At 51.8% G+C, this 18,976-nt stretch carries 18 protein-coding genes; 6 read left to right on the top strand and 12 right to left on the bottom strand.

What is annotated here, in order from left to right; genetic code table 11:
- Window positions 1–181 precede the first annotated feature (181 nt).
- Window positions 182–787, top strand: a complete 606-nt coding sequence (locus JMI88_RS05465) for a CGNR zinc finger domain-containing protein (RefSeq protein WP_201360746.1) — start codon at window positions 182–184, stop codon at window positions 785–787.
- Window positions 788–1,230: 443 nt separating this feature from the next.
- Here JMI88_RS05465 and JMI88_RS05460 read toward each other — a convergent pair whose 3' ends face one another.
- The 3 genes from JMI88_RS05460 to JMI88_RS05450 all read right to left on the bottom strand — a co-directional run bounded on the left by JMI88_RS05460 (window position 1,231) and on the right by JMI88_RS05450 (window position 2,540).
- Complete coding sequence (locus JMI88_RS05460; protein WP_201360745.1) at window positions 1,231–1,458, bottom strand: hypothetical protein; 228 nt, start codon at window positions 1,456–1,458, stop codon at window positions 1,231–1,233.
- Window positions 1,459–1,676: 218 nt separating this feature from the next.
- Window positions 1,677–1,901: a hypothetical protein gene (locus tag JMI88_RS05455; RefSeq protein ID WP_201360744.1), complete on the bottom strand. Its 225-nt coding sequence runs from the start codon at window positions 1,899–1,901 to the stop codon at window positions 1,677–1,679.
- 126 nt (window positions 1,902–2,027) lie between these two features.
- Window positions 2,028–2,540 carry an NAD-dependent epimerase/dehydratase family protein gene (locus tag JMI88_RS05450; RefSeq protein WP_201360743.1) on the bottom strand — a complete coding sequence of 171 codons (513 nt, stop codon included), beginning with the start codon at window positions 2,538–2,540 and terminating at the stop codon, window positions 2,028–2,030.
- 161 nt (window positions 2,541–2,701) lie between these two features.
- Between JMI88_RS05450 and JMI88_RS05445 the strand changes: the two genes are divergently transcribed.
- Entirely contained in the window at window positions 2,702–3,556 is an 855-nt protein-coding gene (locus JMI88_RS05445) for a C40 family peptidase (protein ID WP_201360742.1), read from the top strand.
- A gap of 46 nt (window positions 3,557–3,602) precedes the next feature.
- On the opposite strand, the gene JMI88_RS05440 is transcribed toward JMI88_RS05445, so the two are convergent.
- Entirely contained in the window at window positions 3,603–4,778 is a 1,176-nt protein-coding gene (locus tag JMI88_RS05440; RefSeq protein WP_201360741.1) for an FAD-dependent oxidoreductase, read from the bottom strand.
- A gap of 428 nt (window positions 4,779–5,206) precedes the next feature.
- Between JMI88_RS05440 and aroA the strand changes: the two genes are divergently transcribed.
- Window positions 5,207–6,574, top strand: coding sequence for a 3-phosphoshikimate 1-carboxyvinyltransferase (gene aroA, locus JMI88_RS05435; RefSeq protein ID WP_201360740.1), 1,368 nt, complete (start codon window positions 5,207–5,209; stop codon window positions 6,572–6,574).
- Between the two features lie 24 nt (window positions 6,575–6,598).
- Here the strand turns inward: aroA and JMI88_RS05430 are convergent, their stop codons facing one another.
- Window positions 6,599–7,363, bottom strand: a complete 765-nt coding sequence (locus tag JMI88_RS05430) for a nucleoside phosphorylase (protein ID WP_201360739.1) — start codon at window positions 7,361–7,363, stop codon at window positions 6,599–6,601.
- Between the two features lie 359 nt (window positions 7,364–7,722).
- Here JMI88_RS05430 and JMI88_RS05425 point away from each other — a divergent pair, with 359 nt between their 5' ends.
- Both JMI88_RS05425 and JMI88_RS05420 read left to right on the top strand, forming a co-directional pair.
- Window positions 7,723–8,028 carry a hypothetical protein gene (locus tag JMI88_RS05425; RefSeq protein ID WP_201360738.1) on the top strand — a complete coding sequence of 102 codons (306 nt, stop codon included), beginning with the start codon at window positions 7,723–7,725 and terminating at the stop codon, window positions 8,026–8,028.
- 66 nt (window positions 8,029–8,094) lie between these two features.
- On the top strand, window positions 8,095–9,378 hold the full coding sequence (locus tag JMI88_RS05420; protein ID WP_201360737.1) for a radical SAM family protein: 1,284 nt from the start codon (window positions 8,095–8,097) through the stop codon (window positions 9,376–9,378).
- 256 nt (window positions 9,379–9,634) lie between these two features.
- On the opposite strand, the gene JMI88_RS05415 is transcribed toward JMI88_RS05420, so the two are convergent.
- The 7 genes from JMI88_RS05415 to ispE all read right to left on the bottom strand — a co-directional run bounded on the left by JMI88_RS05415 (window position 9,635) and on the right by ispE (window position 17,707).
- Window positions 9,635–10,789, bottom strand: coding sequence for a glycosyltransferase family 9 protein (locus tag JMI88_RS05415; RefSeq protein ID WP_201360736.1), 1,155 nt, complete (start codon window positions 10,787–10,789; stop codon window positions 9,635–9,637).
- A 14-nt stretch (window positions 10,790–10,803) separates the two neighbouring features.
- The gene (locus JMI88_RS05410) at window positions 10,804–11,640 is read right to left on the bottom strand and encodes a GNAT family N-acetyltransferase (protein ID WP_201360735.1); all 837 of its coding nucleotides are present in this window, start codon (window positions 11,638–11,640) and stop codon (window positions 10,804–10,806) included.
- Window positions 11,621–12,985 carry a lipopolysaccharide heptosyltransferase II gene (gene waaF, locus JMI88_RS05405; RefSeq protein WP_201360734.1) on the bottom strand — a complete coding sequence of 455 codons (1,365 nt, stop codon included), beginning with the start codon at window positions 12,983–12,985 and terminating at the stop codon, window positions 11,621–11,623. Before waaF (JMI88_RS05405) ends, JMI88_RS05410 begins: the two co-directional genes overlap by 20 nt.
- A 257-nt stretch (window positions 12,986–13,242) precedes the next feature.
- Entirely contained in the window at window positions 13,243–14,475 is a 1,233-nt protein-coding gene (locus tag JMI88_RS05400) for a glycosyltransferase family 9 protein (RefSeq protein ID WP_201360733.1), read from the bottom strand.
- Window positions 14,472–15,596, bottom strand: a complete 1,125-nt coding sequence (gene waaF, locus JMI88_RS05395; RefSeq protein WP_201360732.1) for a lipopolysaccharide heptosyltransferase II — start codon at window positions 15,594–15,596, stop codon at window positions 14,472–14,474. The genes JMI88_RS05400 and waaF (JMI88_RS05395) overlap by 4 nt, the downstream gene beginning before the upstream one ends.
- A 56-nt stretch (window positions 15,597–15,652) precedes the next feature.
- Complete coding sequence (locus tag JMI88_RS05390) at window positions 15,653–16,444, bottom strand: zinc ribbon domain-containing protein (RefSeq protein ID WP_201360731.1); 792 nt, start codon at window positions 16,442–16,444, stop codon at window positions 15,653–15,655.
- Window positions 16,445–16,783: 339 nt separating this feature from the next.
- On the bottom strand, window positions 16,784–17,707 hold the full coding sequence (gene ispE / locus JMI88_RS05385; protein WP_201360730.1) for a 4-(cytidine 5'-diphospho)-2-C-methyl-D-erythritol kinase: 924 nt from the start codon (window positions 17,705–17,707) through the stop codon (window positions 16,784–16,786).
- A gap of 285 nt (window positions 17,708–17,992) precedes the next feature.
- On the opposite strand from ispE, the gene JMI88_RS05380 reads away from it, so the two are divergent.
- Entirely contained in the window at window positions 17,993–18,970 is a 978-nt protein-coding gene (locus JMI88_RS05380) for a hypothetical protein (RefSeq protein WP_201360729.1), read from the top strand.
- The last annotated feature ends 6 nt before the right edge of the window (window positions 18,971–18,976 follow it).

The following is an 18,976-nucleotide window of genomic DNA, read 5'->3' as shown; positions in this document are numbered from 1 at the left end:
TTATCAGCGTATAATCCAGAAAGCAATACGTTGCTACCAAAAGAAAGGAAAATCGTAACTATTCAGGACAACTCATCGCCTGAGCCGATAGGCTAGGATGGCAGTCCGTTGGCACTCTACATACGAAGGTCGTTTGAGAACTCACACGAAAAGGAGGCCTGAATAGTTACGGAAAATCAAGATGGCCAAAGAGAAGATAGTCGGAGATGCCCTTTTCCTGAGTGGCTCGCTGGCTCTTGATCTAATCAATACGGAAATGATCGTACGAAGAAAAAAACGTGATGTGCTCTCATCTCCCGACGATCTAGCACAGTGGTGGCAGGCAGCGCTCGCACACCACCCGGAACATGACGATATAGCAGGAAACGAGACACCCATTGACTGGACCTTTGACCTCCTTGAAGAGGTAAAAAGGTTTCGACAGTCATTGCGGTCGTTATGTACCTATCTCGTTGAAGAGCAGACCACAACTCTACCAGATCTGGAAATGCTCAACCAGATCCTTTCTCTGGGATATCAGTCGGTACAATCAACTCCACAGGGAGAGGTTATTTCAGTCTATCGCGTGTATGATCAGCAAAAAGGAAAAATTCTTCTGCCTATTGCTCTGTCCGCCTTGCAGCTGTTAACAGAGGCGCAGAGACAGCGATTACACAAATGTAGGAATGAACGCTGCATCTTATTTTTTTATGACACCTCCAAAGGCGGAACACGGCAGTGGTGTAGTTTGGGATGTTTGAATCGGTCTCGATCCATGCACCATTATCAACAACGTCAGAATGGTTGAACTCTTTCATGTGCATCGTTGTCGCTTGCTTGTGCGTGTCAGACAGAGTAACAAGGCATAGCGCTACCTTGTATTGTTGAGAATGTCAATGAGATAGACAGCCATTTGGGTTTTATGTGAAGTGAGGATCATGAAACATAACAGATCCTATTGAGTTGCCATTGGTGAAATAGAGGCAACTCTCAGAGGGGTATGGCAAGGATTCATAATGAATGCGGATGTGTAGCACGCTGCTCAAGTGGCATCAAGGGAAAACATAGCGGCCTTGATGCCACTTGAGCAGCGTACCTGGATAAATGATGTCCCAACAAAAAAATACTCCTGGCTATGAGTGAGGAAAAACCTAATAGACAGGAGCAAAATGTATATGTGGTGGGTGTTGTTTTTGTTTCAGTGGAACTCATCGGCAGTGATGAGTGTTTTTTGTATCGCCAGCGTCTGCACTAGGATAATTCATGTCTGCGACGTACAGCCTGCAAGAAATTGAGTGTATCTTTGCCCAGGGTCTGGGTTGGAGTCACATCGGTTACCTCGCGAATGTCATAGATTCCCGAGCGATTCTCTACCATTTGTTTGCCCCGAAATGGTACCAGTACACCCTTGATTTCACCGTCCCTGGTTTTCGCCTGTACAAACTTGCCTAAATCTGCCTTTACTTTTTTCTTAAACATTCTCCCTCACCTCTCGACATGCTTTGCATACGGAAATGTGATAGCGCTACTTATAACTCATTACTTTATATGATATAACAGTTTTATTAGAGCAACAAGTCCATCCACAATGGTACGGAGGATATAGTATGAAGCCAATCCCTACCAACCAGAGTAGTTGTCTCATAATAAGTATAATCGCTAGGTTGTAATCTGGCAGCAGTCCTGAGCTATAGGTACTATTCTTCTATCTCTATCTTTTGGGTCGCACGGCCACCATCGGTGAAATCGACCACAATCTCAATTTCGCTTGGTGCATCTGCATCATTGGGAATAATCTCAATGTTCTCAACCGTCTCCATTGGCCGCTGCAGTTCTCCAGTAATCCAGGTGGTCAAAATTTGCACAATTGGATTCTCTCTGTTTTTATGCAGCCATTGTTGCGTTTGTGATAGTTCTGCCATGGAATATTTCCTTCTTTCCGTTTGCTTGTATTATCAAGAACACGCTCCTGTCTGCATTTGAGTTGCCGTGAAAAGGGGCGTGTCTGATGGTAATCGGACTATAGCAGTGCCTGAACCACCTGAGAGTTAGTTGGACGGTTCAAATTTCAGTATTTCTTTGGCGTGTTCGAGATCAAATAAGCGATTCTGATTATCTGAGACGCCATAGAAAATGTCAAATTGAACAGTATCAGCTTCGATACTCTTCTGGACTATCTGAGCGAAGTCTTCATAACTCATCCACATCGCAGGGCTGGGCTCGGCGGGATCGCCTTCAGGTTTATTGTCGGGATTAATCCAGCCAATACGAATACAGATCACGCGCAGGCCTCGGTGATTGGCATAGTAGGCGCCCATCGCTTCACCAAAGACTTTGCTTACCCCGTAATAACTATCTGGCTGCATCAGGACTAAGTGATCGAGCATCTCGCGCTGGCCGGAGGCGGCTTTGCTCACATATTCCTCTTCATAGCTGCCCACGGCATGATTTGAACTAGCAAAAATTACCTGTTCTACACCAGCCCTTTTGGCTGCTTCAAAGACCGTGTAAGTGCCAATAATATTATTATGCAGGATCTCGTCATTTACTGCACGGCCCACAGTGTTTTTTCGCCTCATCTCAGAGGGCTCGGGTGCGCCAGCGCCCGCCTGCAAGGGAGCGGTTACGCTGATAGGGATAAGAGTGGAAGTGATGAGATATAATAAAAGGACTATTACTTACATATGGCAAGTATTTCAATGTATGGAGGCAGAGGAGCATCTTGGAAAATAACGACACCACATCCTTTATTGTTGCAGCGAGTGTTGCCGACATACGGCGCGACCCCGACCCTGAGTCTGAACTGGTTACCCAGGCTTTGATGAACGTGTCCGTTATAGCTGGCGAAACATCTGGTGAATGGACCCATATCCAACTTCCCGACTATAGTGGCTGGATTCGTAGCAGCGAGCTGGAATTGCCGATTGTACGCGGAGTTTGCGATGGCGATGAAGGCACCTGCGGCGTTGCCCTGCCCTATTCCGCAGTAGTAACACTACCCGAGGCTCCCGTTTACGTTAATGCAGAGGGCGATGAGAAGCTGCTGGACCTTTATCTGTCGACTGCCTTGCCGTATATCAATTTGTCGCATCCGCAGCGCATTCGGATCGCTCTACCGGGTGATGCTGAAGGGTGGATCGCGCGCGAGGCCGTGGAACTGCGCAGTAACAGCGAACTCTATCCGCTGCAGGATATCGCGGCCGTTACCAATTATGCCAAAGCTTTTCTCGGTGTTCCCTATCTCTGGGGAGGCAATAGCTGGCGCGGTATAGATTGCAGTGGTTTTGTTCAGCTCTGTTATCGCATGGGAGGCAATATTATTCCGCGCGATGCCGATCAGCAACATGACTTCCTGACGCAGTCTGTTGACCGCCAGCAGATGCAGGCCGGCGACCTGATCTTCTTTGGCTCCAAAAGCATTACCCACGTAGGCATGGCCCTCAATGCACATGAGTTTATTCACGCCGAAGGTCAAGACTTTAACCGCGTCATCATCCATAGTTTCGACCCCCGCCATCCTGAATATCATGCCCGCCTCGACTCCATTGTCTGGGGTATCAAACGCGTACGCGCATAGGTTCGGAGCTTGCCTCCGATTATTTAATCGGAGGCAAGCTCCGAACCTATGCGACCGAGGGGGCTGGTGTTTGCCATTGGCGTGCAAAGCGAGCCAGGCGGAAACGCGTCAATGGCACCAACGGCTCGTCATCGCAGACCAGAGAACCCAATAATTCTCCTAACAGAATACCAAATTTAAAAGCATGACCGGTAAAGCCTGTTGCCAGCACAATGCGTTTATCATGTGGTAGATAATCAAGAATAAAATCTTCATCAAGGCTTACATCATAAATATAAGATTCAACTTTTGCTAATTCCGCTTGTTTTAATGCTGGAATAAGATCGTAGAGGCGGTGAGTAACATGCTTGATAACGTGCTCATCTATTACTGGTACCTCGTCCGGTTCTGCTGGCGCTCCGAAGGTATGTGAAGCTGCTTTCAGCCAGGCAGGCCCATTGTTGCCCTGCTTATGGATCGGGAAGCCATAAAGATCGTCTGCCATAAATGCCGGGAAGGCAGGGATGCTAAATTCTTTTAAAGGCAGATTTGCAAAGTAGAGTAAATATTGTCGTGTAAGTTGAATAGGTAGCTCTATTTCGTTGCGCAGCACACGATGCACCCAGGGACCAGCCGCGATAACGACGCGATCCGCAACTATCTCATTTCTTGCCGCCAGTTGGATGCGTATCGGTTGCCTGGCATTGTCATGTCTGATGGCGGTAACCTGGTGATGCTCTAATATCGTTCCTCCCATCTCGCGAATAGAAGTGCGCAAAGTTTGTAAACACAACGAGGCATGCAGCATACCCGCATTTGCATTATAAGACAGAAAATCATAATCTTGCATTCGAAACTGAGGAAAACGCTGGGCGCCGGCACTATGGTTCAGGCGTTCAAGAGTATAGCCCAGACTGCGCAATGTCTGGTAACTTTGCTCACTAAAGCTGTTTGGCCCCTGTCCTAATGCGAGCGTACCGGTTGGGGTGTAAAGGTATTGCCGGGTGCGCTGCTCTAACTGTTTCCAGCGCTTCAAACTCAGGCGTACCATTTCCGGATAGAAGGTGTCATTGCCATACTCAAAGCGGAGTAAGCGTGAAATGCCATGTGAGGATGCTTGCCCATGATCAACGGTTGCTTGCTCGAGTACCGTAACCTGGCGCATGCCTTGTCGCAGAAGATTATAGGCAGTGGCAAGACCAATAATACCTGCTCCTACGATCACAACATGTTGCTGATGCACGATGAAATTGCCTCCTATTCATTCAATCACGTCAATGATACGATTATAACAAAATATGTACTGAATTTCAAATAAAATCAACAAGTATATAGAGGAAAAGTTGGTTAAACTTTGCATGTAATATTTGATATTAAAAAGTATTATCAGTGTAATGCAATTGTAAATATATTTGTATAAGCTCATGTATAAACATTGATAATATCCTGTTATGGCTTATACAGCTAACCTGGTTGGAAGCGTTGCACAAGCGATGGCATCAGATATGCTAGCATGTTTTTTATAATGAGAATGTTGTCTCTCGACACAGAGAGAGTTGTCGCTTACAATGGTAGTAATGCCAGCTGGCAAGGTTGTCGCATCTCAGCTATTAGTTATGACGTCCTGGTGTCATCACTATCAATTTTGTAAAGAAAGCGATACTGTATCTTATGAGCGATAGACTATCCCCTTCCCTCCCTTCTACTGTTATGGTTTCTCCATCGAATCTTCTGCCTTCTCAGCCAGAAATACCCTCTTCCAAGTACTACACGTTACGCTATGCTCTGGCTGCGGCACTGGCGCCGGGGGAGAGTCGGATTATATTACCGGCCCACAGCGATGATAGCGATGCCTTATTCCGGGGATGTCGGGCCCTGGGTGCAGAGCTGCGTTGGGAAGACGAGCAAGAGCGGGTACTGCTCATTCGCGGTACTGGCCGTCCTTACCAGCCAGCTCCGGTTACAATCAATGTCGGCAACGCTGGAGCTGTCGCACGCCTGCTGATCGGACTGGGTGCGTTACTGCCCGAAGTTACCATTGTGACCGACCATCCGCAATCCCTGGGTAAACGTCCCAATCGAGAGTTATTGGAGGCTCTGATTACGTTAGGTGTGCAGTGCGAGGGGAGTGGACTCGAGGGCTGTCTGCCCATTACGCTGCGTGGAAGCGCTATTCATGGAGGACGGGTGACTGTTTCTGGCGCACGCAGTTCGCAATTTCTCAGCGCCCTGCTCTTTCTGGCACCTCTGCTTCCCGATGGCCTGGAGATTGATGTGGTGGATGGTTTGAAATCGCAGCCGCTGGTGCGCACAACCATAGAGGTGTTGCAAGAGGCCGGCATTCAGATTGAGTATGACACAAGCCTGCTCTACTTCCGTATCGCTGCCGGTCAGCACTATCAACCACGCGAGTTTCAAATTCCCGGGGATTATCCTTCGGCCGCTGCCCTGCTGGCCGCTTATGCCGCCTCTACCGATCCTACCAGCCAGCTGACCCTCTCTCGCCTGCGTCCTGGAGATGAGGTGGGTGAATATTTGTTTGCAACCTTTCAGCGCATGGGAGCCGATATTCAGCGTACCGGCGATACCATTGTGTTACGCGGAGGCCGTCGCCTTCATGGTTTCGAGATCGATGGCGATCCCATCACTGATTGTATTCCGGTCGTAGTCGCTGCCGCCTGTTTTGCGGAAGGTGAGAGTCGCATCTACAACGTTGAGAGCCTGCACTATAAAGAGTCTGATCGCATCAATGATCTGTGCGCGGAACTGCGCAAAGCCGGTTGTACGCTTGAGCCTGGACAAGATACTATCATTATCCACGGACGACCTGAGGGGATTGAAGGCGGCGTCACCGTCGATGGACATAATGATCACCGCCTCCTGATGGCTCTGGCGATTGCTGGTCTGCGTAGTCAGCGCGGACTTACCCTGACCGGGGCTGAACATATCGCTAAAAGCTATCCGCATTTTTTTGAGGAACTGCGGCGTTGTGGTGGCAACATTCGTTCTTTGACCACAAAAGAGGCGCGTCCATCATAGACGCGTCTGGCTCATTCCATAATGTTAAAGACTGAGGCAGGCCTCGGCTGCCAGCCAGAAGAGTTTCTCGCGCACCGAGGTCTGCGCTGTCCAGTCGCGTCCATTCCACTGCTCGCTACCAACATCATCGCCTCCATACAGAAGCTGGGCAAACTGGACTGAGCGGAACTGCGCTACCGCGAAGAAGGCTGCTGCCTCCATTTCAACCGTAATACAGCCCTCATCGCGTCGCAGCTTTACCTTCTGTGGCGTTTCGCGGTAGATGGCATCGGTGGTCCAGGTCTTTCCCAGCACATATTCACAGTGATGTTTCTGGAGCACAGCCTCAATTGCCCGCACGCCAGCCTCATCAGCTGCTACCTCGCGGCCGGGCGGCAGATAATGGTATGACACCCCCTCATCGCGTACCGCTGCTGTTGGCACTACCACATGTCCCACCGCCAGTGAGCTATCCAGCACGCCAGCGCCCCCGCAGGCCACGAATTTGCGTCCCCCCAGGGCAATCACCTCCTCTAACAATGCTGCAGACAAAGGCGCTCCTATCCCTGGATGAAACACCGTCAAACGCTGTCCTTCGAAATCCATCTCATAGATCGGATGTGTCCCGATTTCGCTGCGCAGATGTCGCACCACGCGGGCTGCATGTTTTTGTGACAGTTTCGTAATCACATCCTGAAAAAAGCAGGCGACCACATGTGGGGAAATATCCATTGGACGAATCAAGCGTGCAGGCTCCAGCATAGCTTCCCGAGCACTATCAAACTCAAGTATTGGATATTCAGACATCATATAAATCCTTTCAGTATCACAGCAAGTCCTGTTAGTGCGTGTTTGCAATCATGTTTTTCGCGCCTTCGGCCCTGACGCTTCGCGCCTGCGGTGCTCAAGAAGTTTTAGTGTTGTGGAGTGCAGAAAAATGCGCGCATGCGCGCATTTTTCTGCACTCCACAACACTAAAACGGTATGAAGAATTCAGCGCCCCAGGCTGGTTTGCCATCCCATCCCGATGGCATAGTTCTGACTGCTTGAATTATCAGGTATAGTAAATCTTGCAATAGAATGATACAATACTCTTCGGTCATAATGGAAGATTTTTTTGTCTGCGTGGTCGAAGTGCTGTTTTTTATATACAGCGAAAGGATACAATTGTGTATAGATATAAAGGCTTTGATAGCGCACTCTGTGGTGGAAATATCGCCGCACTAGAAGCCGTCGTCAACGCCTGGATGGAGGGGGAGCGCCCACGCATTCGACAGATGAGCCAGAGCGTTCGCGGCCAGCATATCATTTTAAGTTTTGTCTATGAAGATAGCCGTGAACTGGAGCAGCGGGTAGCTCTGCAGAATCAATCGACAACGATTACCGGTGCTTTCCCACGCTTATTCGACGATGACGCGGTTGAAGATCGGCCGACCAGTCCGAGCATTCCGGCGACCCCTCCTCCAATGCATTGAGCCCTGCTCTGCATTATCATATGCGTTAAAATCGAGTATTCATTCAAGGACAACATAAGGACAAATATGGCGACTCCGTATCTACTCTTCGTAACTCCCGAGGGAGAGATCCTCGAAGAGCCTCGTTTGCAGGCTCTTTCGTTTGGGGATCGCCCTTTAAAAGAATCTGATTTAATTCCACTACCAGACGGCGTGACGCTGTCTATGATGCCTGATCGCCTGGCTGTTGGCCAGAAGCGTTCGGGTGTGCGCCAGGTGGTGCCACAATCTCGTGGCTGGGCCGTGGCTGCCCTGTTACCGATTGGCTACACGCGTACCTTGTTGCCAGCCTATGAAAAGGTGCCTGATACGGAGCCGCTCCCATTCTTTGGTTATAGCGCGGTCGCTGGCATGAATGGCAAGCTTTATGTGGCCGCCGTCAAAACCGACGAAGTCAGGAAGTGGCATCCACGTGCTTTTAATCGCCAGAAGCTCGAGCGCCTGGTGCACGAAAAACAGGCTGCCTATCCCCAGAATCGCATTATTGGCCAGCATGCCCATTGCGCGCTGGACTATTCGTGTCCCACCGCCAGCAATCTGTTTTTTGAGCGCTGGGAGATGGCTATCGCCGTATCGCCGGGCTGTAATGCGCGTTGCGTTGGGTGTATCTCAAAGCAGGAAGAAGAAGAACTGATCTCGCCCCAGGATCGTTTAACCTTTATTCCTACGGTCGATGAGATCGTCGAAGTTGCGCAGAGTCACCTTGAGCAAGCGGAAGATGCGATTGTGAGCTTTGGCCAGGGCTGCGAAGGGGAACCATTGTTGCAGTGGCCCCGCATCGGCAAAGCTATCAAAGCTCTGCGCCAGAAAACTGATCGCGGCATTATCAACATCAATACAAATGGCAGTAATCCACGCTGGCTGCAGCATCTCTACGATGCTGGACTCGACACCATTCGCGTAAGTACGATCTCGGGCCATCCTGAGACCTATAACGCCTATTATCGCCCCATTGGCTATACGTTTGATGATGTCAAAGAGTCGCTGCGCCGGGCGGCAGCTTCTGGCCTCTACAGCTCGATCAATCTGCTCAGTTTTCCTGGTCTGATTGATCGTGAACGCGAGGTGGAAGCTTTACTGGCGCTGGCTCGCGACACAAACTTACGCCTCATCCAGCTGCGCAACCTCAATATCGATCCCGAAGTATTCCTGCCACGCATGCCCGACTTCAGCACAATGGGCAAAGCGCTGGGGATGCGTAAATTGATCCAGATTCTGAAACAGGAATTGCCCGATGTAGAGATCGGTAACTTTAGCCGTCCGGTTGCACGTGCCACGTCTGCGGCCCCAGCCGCTCAAGCTAATGGCTGAAACATAAAAAAAAAGAGGTGCATCATCTATTGATGTCATACCTCTTTTTTTTATGTGCTATGATCGTGGTTGAAAAGCCTGCATTTTATGCCTTCGCCCCATGACGATACGCGCCTGCGGCGCTCAAAGCAGTATGTATTGTGTAATGTAAAAAATGCGCATATGCGCATTTTTTACATTACACAATACATAAGAAGAGTGGGGGCGTCAGCGCCACCGGACTGGCAAGCCCGGAGAACATGGTAATAAAACCCCTCTATTGATGGATGTGGTTGGTTTTTAGCATGCGGCGGGCCGCAGCCGCCACGGGATCAACCCCTAGCATGGCGATACAGTCGCGCGTTGAGCAGCCTTCAGGCGTGCCAAGCAGGTGGCCGCTATAGAAGCACGGCATACAGGGCAGGTCGAGCCGGACCACCGTGGCCCGTTTGTTGGCCGGATCGCCGGTATAGGGTCCCCAGGCTTTATGGTTTGAGAGGCTAAAGATAGCGACGGTCGGGGCGCCCACGGCCGCTGCCATATGCATGACCCCTGCATCATTGCCCACGAAAAGATCTACCAGCTCCAGCACCGCCGCCGTCGTTTTAATACTTCCCTTACCGGCCAGGCTGCGTACAGGCATCGAGGAGCCCATCTGCTCGATGATATATTCATGCAACTCCTTCTCTTCAGGTCCACCTACCAGTAGTAGCTCTCCACCAAAATCAGCATATAACGTATCTGCCAGCTGCGCGAAGCGCTCTGGAGCCCAGCGACGAGCCGTACTATAGCTGCCGCTGCCGGCATGCATCGCGATCAGCGGCAGCCGCGCCTCATGTGTATTGCCTTCTCCATACACCAGCAGCCGGGCCTGCTGGCGGTCCGTCTCGCTTAACGGCAAGTACAACTTTTTATCTTGCACCGTTGCCCCGGTGGCCTCGGCGACCGCCATCGCATATTCGGCTTCATGCAGTGCTCCGAAGCCACGATCTTTTACACGCACATTAAGAAACCAGCCATGGCCATTATCCAGTCCAACGCGCCAGCGCGCTCCCGTTGCTCGCATCAAGAGCTGATGTTTTAAGCGTCCAAAGGGCAATGTCAGATGGTGTAGCAGCAGGACGACGTCATACTTACCTGCCCGCAATGTCTGCCATAACTCCTTTAAACGCAGCAATGCCTGGGGATTATTGAGAATCTGTCGTGGATGATCAAATAGATATTTATCCAGGACGATAGTCTGATCAACTACATCCCAACCATTCAATATGCCCGCAGAATCGGGCGTCACCAGCAGATCGATACGTGCCTGCGGATATGACTCGCGCAGTGCCCGTAGAGCTGGAGTGGCCAGTAGCAGATCGCCGATCCCTGCCATTTTTACGACCAGTATCCGTGCGTCAGGTGGCAACGTTATCTGTGATTTATGCATAAATGTTCTATTTCTTATCTGTGTTCTTCAGGAGAAGATATCCTGTAGTGATGGAGTTGACAATAATTTTCGAAGCCAAGGCGGCGATAGATAGCCTCGCTCATGTCGGACGGTGAGAGCGTGGCTATCGCGTAGCCCAGCTGGCCAATAGCGCCGATTACATGCTGCATCATGGCGGTAGCAATGCCCTGTCTGCGCACTTGCGGTAGCGTTGCTACGCCATAGATGCCCGCAACGCCCTGATGAAGCAGGACCGCCGCGACCGCGACTGCCTTTCCTTGTTGCCTGCCAACGTAGTGATGCCAGTGTTTTCCCGCGCCGAAGCCACTGGTTTTATAGGTCAGATAATAGTAGCGGGCCATCATTTCTGTAGCGCCAAAGCCGATTTTTTCTACCTCGCACTTGGCCTGCAACTCTTCAAGCGTCTGCACCTCGCGTATTTCCAGCCCGCTCGGTGTGGCAGTAACGTTGCGGGCCGAGGCAATGTCGAGGATCATACAGGACATAGAGGCGCGATGCACCATGCCATGTCTCTCCAGATATGTCCCCAGATCGGCTGGTTGTGTGGTAGGGCCGACGCGCCAGCCCGGGTCCAGTACCTGGTGACTCCTAAAATGAGCCAGCATCTCTTCAATGCGCGCATCAATATATGATGCCTCGCGTCGCTCAAAGCACGTTAACAATACACCATTTGGACCTGTCGGGCCAGTAATAAACCAGGTCAGCTCGTCATCCTGGTGCAAGATTGCCCCCGGTAAGTTGCGCCCAAAACAGGCCATCTCCTCAGCAAAATTACGCTCAACCGCCGCCAGCAGTCCGGGCTCAGACAAATTACAGAAGATCTTGCTCATGCGGTATTCCTTCCACCATGTGAGGCAGCTCCAGGGAGGATATCCTTTCCGCTGGCTGTTGCTTGCTTTCCTGTTCTAATTCTATAGCGTAGAGGGTCTGTAAAACCTGGTCGGGCGAGATATTTTTCATGCATTGGGTTGTAAAGAAACGGCAATTGGCGGGCGCTCCTCTGGCTTTATAACAGGGACTGCACCAGATCGGATCGCGCAGGATTGTTGCCAGTGGACTAACGGGGCCGCTCAGTGCCGGATCAGTTGGTCCATGGATCGCAATCACCTTGCTTCCCACGGCACAGGCAATATGCATGGGACCACTATCGCCAGTGATCACGATATTTGCCCTTTGGAGCAGGGCTGCCAGCTGGACCAGGCTCGTCTTGCCAGCCAGGTTGATGGCCTGTTCTTGCATACGAGTAGTAATCGCAGCGATCAACGGCAGATCATCGGGAGCTCCCGTAAAGACGACTTCTACCTTTCCCGTTTGCTGCAAGCGATCGATCAACCTGGCCCAGTACGGAATCGGCCAGCGTTTGGATTGTCCATTATTCGAGCTGACATGGCAGGCGATCAGTGTTTTCTCATCGCTGACTCCCATCTGTTGCAGTAAGCGTTCTACTTCCTGCTGCGCTTGCTGATCGACAACTAACGTTGGGATGCGATCCTCTGGTTGGAGTGTCGCGCCAGCGGCCTGGGCCAGTCTCAGACAATAATCTACCTCATGCAGATGGTCGCCTGGCTTCCAGTGCTGTCCGGGCACACTATCGGTCATCAGGCCGGGATAGCTCTCTTTTCCAAAGCCCAGCCTGCGCTGTGCTCCACTGACCAGTGCCAGCAGTGCTGCCCAGGGACCAAATACGCTGACCGCCAGGTCATAGTTGCGCTCCTGCAAGCGCTGGCGTAGTGCTCGCGCCTCGCGCCAGTTTTTGGGGTTGAGCAAGCCTTTAGGTCGTCGCCATATATTGGGATCATAGGTCAGCACAGTGTGGATGGCGGGATCTTTGCCCAGCACGCGCGCGCTGGATGGGAGCGCCAGGAGATCAATATCCGCTTCTGGATAGGTACGTTTTAAGATATGGACCACCGGCAAAGATAATACCAGGTCGCCGATCAGGTCCAGGCGAATCACCAGTATGCGTCTGGGATGGAAGTGCGATGGGTGTAGAGCTGGTGTTCGCCTCAGGCCCGTGCGCAGCCGCAGGTATAGACCGAACACGCTCATCAGGACATAGATACCTGAAAGTAATATCCGTTTACTCGTATGTACAACGCTATTGCGCAATCGTCTCCGCGAATCGGGTTGCGTGGGATAGCCGTAATCATCTCTATTTGCTAACGCATGTGCCATAATATTATTCCTAATACAAAATCACGTGATTTCATTGGCATTGTTTTGATATAATTCTCTCGTCGGGCGGCATGGAAGGCAGCAGCTTTTTTCCCTTCTTCCTTCGATCCGAGTGAGGATACTGCAATAAATCATCAAGCAAGGCTCTTTCTGTCATTATAGGAGGCGGGAATTGAAGTTGCAACGAAACGGTAGTTATGTGGGATTGTTTGCCGCTGAGGGCGAGGATGAGGAACCATGAAGAAGCTGATGCTTCTTCATGGTTGGGCTTGCTCGGCTGCAGTGCCGACCAGCATCTTGATGGCCTGTTCAACCTGCTGGTCGGTGATCAAGCGTACGCAGGGATGCTCGGGCAATTCTTCTGCTGTAAAATCCAGGCGACCGCAGGGGATCGACGGACAGCCGGGGCAACGATGGGTTGAGGCCAGGACCTGGTGCCGTTCTGGCGCTCCCCAGGGTCCAAAGATATGCGCGTCAGTTGGCCCGAACAGGCGCAAAGAGGGAGTATCCTGCGCTGCTGCCATATGCAAGGGACCATTATCGACTCCTAACACCAGATCGGCACGCACGATCAACGCTGCCAGCTGCCCTACTGTCGTTTCTGTCAGGATTAATGCTGATCCTTGCAGCGGAGCCGTAATCTCTTCGATCATGGGCCGCTCACTCTTACTACCGGTAAAGATAACATGAGCCGGTGATGGCAAGAGGGTATCATTGACCAGCAGTTGTGCGATATGGGTCCAGCCATCGTTCCGCCACAGCTTGACCGCACCTCCTGTGCCCACATGAATAACCACGATTGGCTTTCCTGTAGACATGCCTGCCTCTTGCAGGCGCGCATCGGCCCAGGCCAGCTCATCATCGTGAGGTTTAAAATAGAGTGGATAGCGCGCAGGGGTATAGGGCTCGATCAGTGCGGGCGCTCCCAGAGCCTGCAAGGCGACACTACCGAGGCGTAGATTAGAGATCGTCGCGTGTTCAGCGGCTGGAAATGGCAGGGCTTGGCTTAGAAACGGGGTGGTCAGCTCGGTAGCATAGCCAATGCGCTCAGGGATGGCTGCCAGATAGAGCAAGGCCGCACCCCACCAGAAATCTGGCCGCAGATTGATGGCGAGATCGTAATTACTCTGCTTGAGTTGCCTGGCCGTGCGCAAGAGGAGCTTATAGGGCTCCAGAGCCTTCTGCGTTGCCCGTTGGAAGCCTGGAAATGGACAGGTCAGCAGGCGATCGACGGCTGGATGGTGTGCCACCACCTCGCTTGACCATGGTCCGATCATCATCGTAAGCTGGGCGTCGGGCAGTTGCTCTTTGATGGCCTGTAATATCGGAGTCGTCATGATCAGATCGCCCAGGTGATCTGGCCGTACCAGCAGGATGCGTGGAGAGCGTTCTGCTGACTGCAAGCGGCGTCGTCGGCTGGCCTTCTTTGCCCCAAAACCACCATAAATGCGTACCAGGATCAGAATAAGAGCGCGCAGCAGGCGTTTCATGGTTGTACCTCCTGCTGCTGAGCGTCAGGAATCAAGCGCAGCAGAGCCTGCCATACATCATCAATCGTTACCGAGGTCATACAGGTACAGTGCTCGCAGGGCTGCATCTTTCCCAGGAAGAAGCAAGGCTGTCCTGTTGGATGACGCCAGAGCGCGATATGCTGTGGATCGTCCAGGGGATAGGGGCCGTATTCCTCCGGACTGGTTGGACCAAAGATAGCGATGACCGGGGTACCGACCGCGGCCGCCAGGTGCATCGGGCTGCTGTCATTGCCAATAAACAGCTTGCAGGATTCGATCTGGGCCGCCGTTTCTCCAAAACTCGTTTTGCCTGCCAGATTGACCACCATCTCAGGTGGGACATCCTTCAGCCCATCGATTAAGCTCTGGTTCAATGCCCGATCGCTTTCACCACCAATCAAGAGCACCTGCATTCCTGGCTCCGTGACAATGCGCCGGGTCAGGGCCCGGTAGCGCTCAATTGGCCAGCGTTTCGCCGTTAATTCCATGCCTGGATTGCTGCCGCCGCCAGTGAAAACAGCGACTTTCGCATAGTCAGACCTATAAACGGACTGGCGTTCATGTTCGGTTGGCACAAAGCGCATATGTGGATGATCGATGCGCAATCCAATCGCACGCGCCAGGTCCAGATAAATTTCAGCCTGGTGTTGCAGGTGAGCACGATCGGCCGACACGACTACGCGATCCGTCAATGAGAAGCCGCGTCCCAGGCTATCAGGGCCCACACGTCGCGCCACGCCCGCTAACCATGGCAGCAGTGTCATCATCGGCGATCGATCCAGGACAAACGCCAGATCGTAGTGATGTTGGCGCAACTGACCAGCTAGCTTGAGATAATCTTTGAGACTATAGCGACCGGGAATGCCAATGCTGCCACAGTCAATAATTTTATCAACGGCCGGATGATGTTCGGCAATGGTTTTTGACCAGGTACCAGTAATATATGTGATGGTTGCCGCCGGATAATTAGCGCGGATAACTTCAAGCAGAGGCGTTGTCATAATAACGTCTCCGATGCAGCAGGGCTTGATCAGCATAATCGATCGCGGCTGGCGTCTTGCCCGCCCGGTGAGCGGTTTGCTAATTGCGTTGAACAGCATAAACAGCAGCCGCAAACCGGTACAGAGTGTAGTAATAAGTTGTTGACGCAGAACTATTATCCTCTATCTTTCTCAGAGAATCCCGTATCGGTAGCAGGTGGTGGGTCCTCACTACGCACAGTTGCCTTATCCTCTATCTGATCCGGATGGAGTCCCGGATACGCTGGTGAGGATGAGGTGACTCGTGCCGTTGGAAGCTGCTCTGCCACGTGTGGATGGAGTGCTCTGCCGCAGGTTGGGCAATAGAGATCGTCGGCCTGGATGGCTGTACCACAGCCTGGACACTGTAACTGTTGGGCCTGAGCGGGCGCCATTTCGGGTCTTATCTGGGCTGCTGCCGGATCTATCTTGTCTGTATTGGGAACTACCTGTGCCGCCTCTCCTTCCACTATCATAGTCTCCTGCGAATGGATTGTCAAAGGTCCCATACCAGGAGGTGGCGGTGGGATGACCGGTGGTGTTGTTTCGCCAATAGCTGGTGAATAGGGAGGTGGCGGAGTATATCGGGCCGCATCGCCTTCGCCTGGCTGAGATGTATGCGTTGTTCCTGGTGTCCCCGTTGGTGCGACTGGCGGCCCCTGACTCTGCAGTGCCTGAAGTTCGTGCTGTGCTTGAGATAATTGTTGATGGGAATTGAAGAGATCCTGGCACGGCGTTAGCAGCTCTGGTTGTGTTAGCAGCCCTGCCGTATATAACTCCATTACTTTTTTGAGTATATCTTGTTCCTGTGCCGTAATCTGGCGTCCAAGTTTCTCGATCTGTAAACGCGTACGTTGGATTTTTGCAATGCGTCCTGCACTATTGGAAGCTTTCTCAAGACTTCGGTGAACTGAGTCCCATAGGTTCATCGCGGCCCCCTCTGTTTTCTATGCGCTTCACAGCTATTCCTGTTCAATCAATGCAAATTATAGCAAAGCTCTAAAAGGAAGTCGAGCAAGCTTACTGATCGGCAAGCTTGCTCGTTCTCGTTTTTGGTGCCTGTGTTAGAGTATGTCTGAACACATACTTTTCGCGTCTTCGGCCCCTGACGCTACGCGCCTGCGGTGCTCAAAAGAGCTTTTATGTGTTGATGCAGCTTTAGCGCTAAACGCGAAAGCTGCATCAACACATAAAAATGACTCGGCGCGCATGCGCCCGCCCGTACGAGGGCGCTTTATTTCCCATAGTGATAGGCTTCAGACACATTCTTAGAAAAATGAAATCTCGCTATTGTTGGCGGCGATGGGCCGGGTCAGGTATACTTCGTAGCCTCGGGCTTGGAGGTGTTGCTGTACCCTGGTCGCTGCTGGAAGCGTTGCAAAGGTTGAGAAGAGCGTTGGGCCGCTACCCGAAAGCCGCACAAAAGAAGCCCCCGCTTGCAACATATCGGTGTGAGCCTGCGCCACCTCGGGATACTGTTCGAGGACGCCACGTTCCAGGCTATTATAGAGATCATCAGGGTGCAGGGCGCTGCGGGTTTGCAATGCGGTCTCGGCCGCTCGACTCCATGAGCCATTGCTATAATCGCTGGCTGTCAACTGGCGAAAAACTGTGGCCGTTGACACGCTGATGGCTGGCTTTAACAATACGAGCCAGCGCATCGGAGCGGGCCAATGGGCGGCTAACGGTGTTATCTGTTCGCCGCGCCCTTCGCAGAGGGCCAGACCGCCGGTCAGGAAGAAAGGTATATCCGAACCAAGGGATGATGCTATTTCCCACAGATCATGCATTGAGAGCGGCAGTTGCCACCAGTGTTGCAGCGCCAGCAACGTAGCGGCCGCATTGCTACTGCCTCCACCCAGACCGGCCGCCACCGGGATACGCTTATTGAGCTCGATGGCCAACCCTCGGATGAGGCCCAGCTTCTGACGAATAGCCTGCGCGGCCCGCACAACCAGATTATGCTCATTGCTCAACTCGGGACGGTTGCAGACCATGCTGACCCGATCCTCATCAAGGATCGAAAAACACAGCGTGTCATAGAGATCGATTGTTTGCATGATTGTTGCCAGCTCATGATACCCATCTGGCCGCTTGCCCAATACATCCAGGGTCAAATTGATTTTCGCATAAGAACGCACAAAGCGAACCTTATTGATCGCCTCGGAACTGGCGTGATCATCTCTTGTCATCTCAGGTGTTCGCACTCCATCTCTTTTTGCATATGGCTGCCCCTTATATTGCAGGATGCTCACGCCATACGGATTTCTGTGTGCATTGTGCCCAGAAAAGCAGCACTTGTCAACTCTCTCTCGCTCGCCGCTTCCCCAGGGGCAAAATTGTCTGCTATGCCTAGCCTAAAACTACCTGCTTTTAGAATATTTTTAGACATCATGATATACTGTAGCGTGTGCATACGTAAATATTACGTTGCTCGCTCCTGTATTTTTCTTTTGCGACAACTGTTAGTAGGTAAGATGGATATAACTGTTGCATATTTTCACCCATTTTTTCACCCCGAAGCTGTAAAGCGTGATTTAGAGCATATTCGTGCTTCTGGCGCGAATAGCATTGTATACGCTATTCATGAGCAAGAAGAACAACGCTGGCCGCGTGACTTTGAACGTGGCTTGCGGATCGCGCAGGATGCAGGGCTGAAAGTCTATCTGAGCCTGGGACGATTTGGCAACCTTTTTGCGGGCCCGACGTTTATGCCGAGCTGGTATACATTCCGGCACCCCCAGTCCCTTGTCAAAGATCGCCATGGCCGTGTGCATGATATGACCTGTTTTAACCATGAGTCATTTCGCTCGTGGCTGTTTAGCGAAGTAGACTACTACTTGAACACCTATCCACTCAACGGCATTGTCATTGATGAGTTGCGTGTGCCCGATATTACCTGCTTCTGCTCGGTCTGCCGCGCCCTCTGCCCCGACATCACAGATCTACAACATTTTCGCCGCCGTTCCATGATCGATTTCTTGAATGAGCTTTTCTCCTGTGTCAAACGCGCGGATCGTCAGGCCAAAACAAGTATCGTATTATTGCCCCAGGATCTCAGCCTGACCGAAGAACTGGCCACCATTCCAAGCTTAGATACAATTGGCTGCCATTTATTCTGGCAATTGCTGGGCGCAGATGTTTCGACGGTTGAAACATGGGGGCAGCAGCTGGTAGATGTTGTCAAACGTCATGGCAAGCGGAGCCAGCTCTGGCTACAGAATTTTAACCTGGATGAAGCCGAGGAGGAAATGCTGGAGGCGGCTTTCTCAGGTTTGCTCAGATCCGAACCAGACGATATCGCATGCTACTATTTCTGGCGTAACAACGCCAATCCTGAACATGTCTGGCAGCAGACGCGTGGCCTGCTGCGCCGTATCCCTCGCCGTCAACTCTTCTGGCAAACACTACCCCGCATCCCTGTACCCAACATTGCTGGCAACGAGAGTTCATAACCCATA

It is taken from the genome of Dictyobacter formicarum (assembly GCF_016587435.1).
The sequence above is the reverse complement of the archived record's forward strand: the minus strand, read 5'-3'. Positions and strand labels throughout refer to the sequence as shown.

Bases quoted from the DNA above. Each gene is read 5' to 3' on its own strand.
- JMI88_RS05465 (WP_201360746.1), top strand. From the start codon at position 182: ATGGCCAAAGAGAAGATAGTCGGAGATGCCCTTTTCCTGAGTGGCTCG.
- JMI88_RS05460 (WP_201360745.1), bottom strand. From the start codon at position 1,458: ATGTTTAAGAAAAAAGTAAAGGCAGATTTAGGCAAGTTTGTACAGGCG.
- JMI88_RS05455 (WP_201360744.1), bottom strand. From the start codon at position 1,901: ATGGCAGAACTATCACAAACGCAACAATGGCTGCATAAAAACAGAGAG.
- aroA (WP_201360740.1), top strand. From the start codon at position 5,207: ATGAGCGATAGACTATCCCCTTCCCTCCCTTCTACTGTTATGGTTTCT.
- JMI88_RS05430 (WP_201360739.1), bottom strand. From the start codon at position 7,363: ATGATGTCTGAATATCCAATACTTGAGTTTGATAGTGCTCGGGAAGCT.
- JMI88_RS05420 (WP_201360737.1), top strand. From the start codon at position 8,095: ATGGCGACTCCGTATCTACTCTTCGTAACTCCCGAGGGAGAGATCCTC.
- JMI88_RS05415 (WP_201360736.1), bottom strand. From the start codon at position 10,789: ATGCATAAATCACAGATAACGTTGCCACCTGACGCACGGATACTGGTC.
- JMI88_RS05410 (WP_201360735.1), bottom strand. From the start codon at position 11,640: ATGAGCAAGATCTTCTGTAATTTGTCTGAGCCCGGACTGCTGGCGGCG.
- waaF (WP_201360734.1), bottom strand. From the start codon at position 12,985: ATGGCACATGCGTTAGCAAATAGAGATGATTACGGCTATCCCACGCAA.
- JMI88_RS05400 (WP_201360733.1), bottom strand. From the start codon at position 14,475: ATGAAACGCCTGCTGCGCGCTCTTATTCTGATCCTGGTACGCATTTAT.
- waaF (WP_201360732.1), bottom strand. From the start codon at position 15,596: ATGCTGTTCAACGCAATTAGCAAACCGCTCACCGGGCGGGCAAGACGC.
- JMI88_RS05390 (WP_201360731.1), bottom strand. From the start codon at position 16,444: ATGAACCTATGGGACTCAGTTCACCGAAGTCTTGAGAAAGCTTCCAAT.
- ispE (WP_201360730.1), bottom strand. From the start codon at position 17,707: ATGACAAGAGATGATCACGCCAGTTCCGAGGCGATCAATAAGGTTCGC.
- JMI88_RS05380 (WP_201360729.1), top strand. From the start codon at position 17,993: ATGGATATAACTGTTGCATATTTTCACCCATTTTTTCACCCCGAAGCT.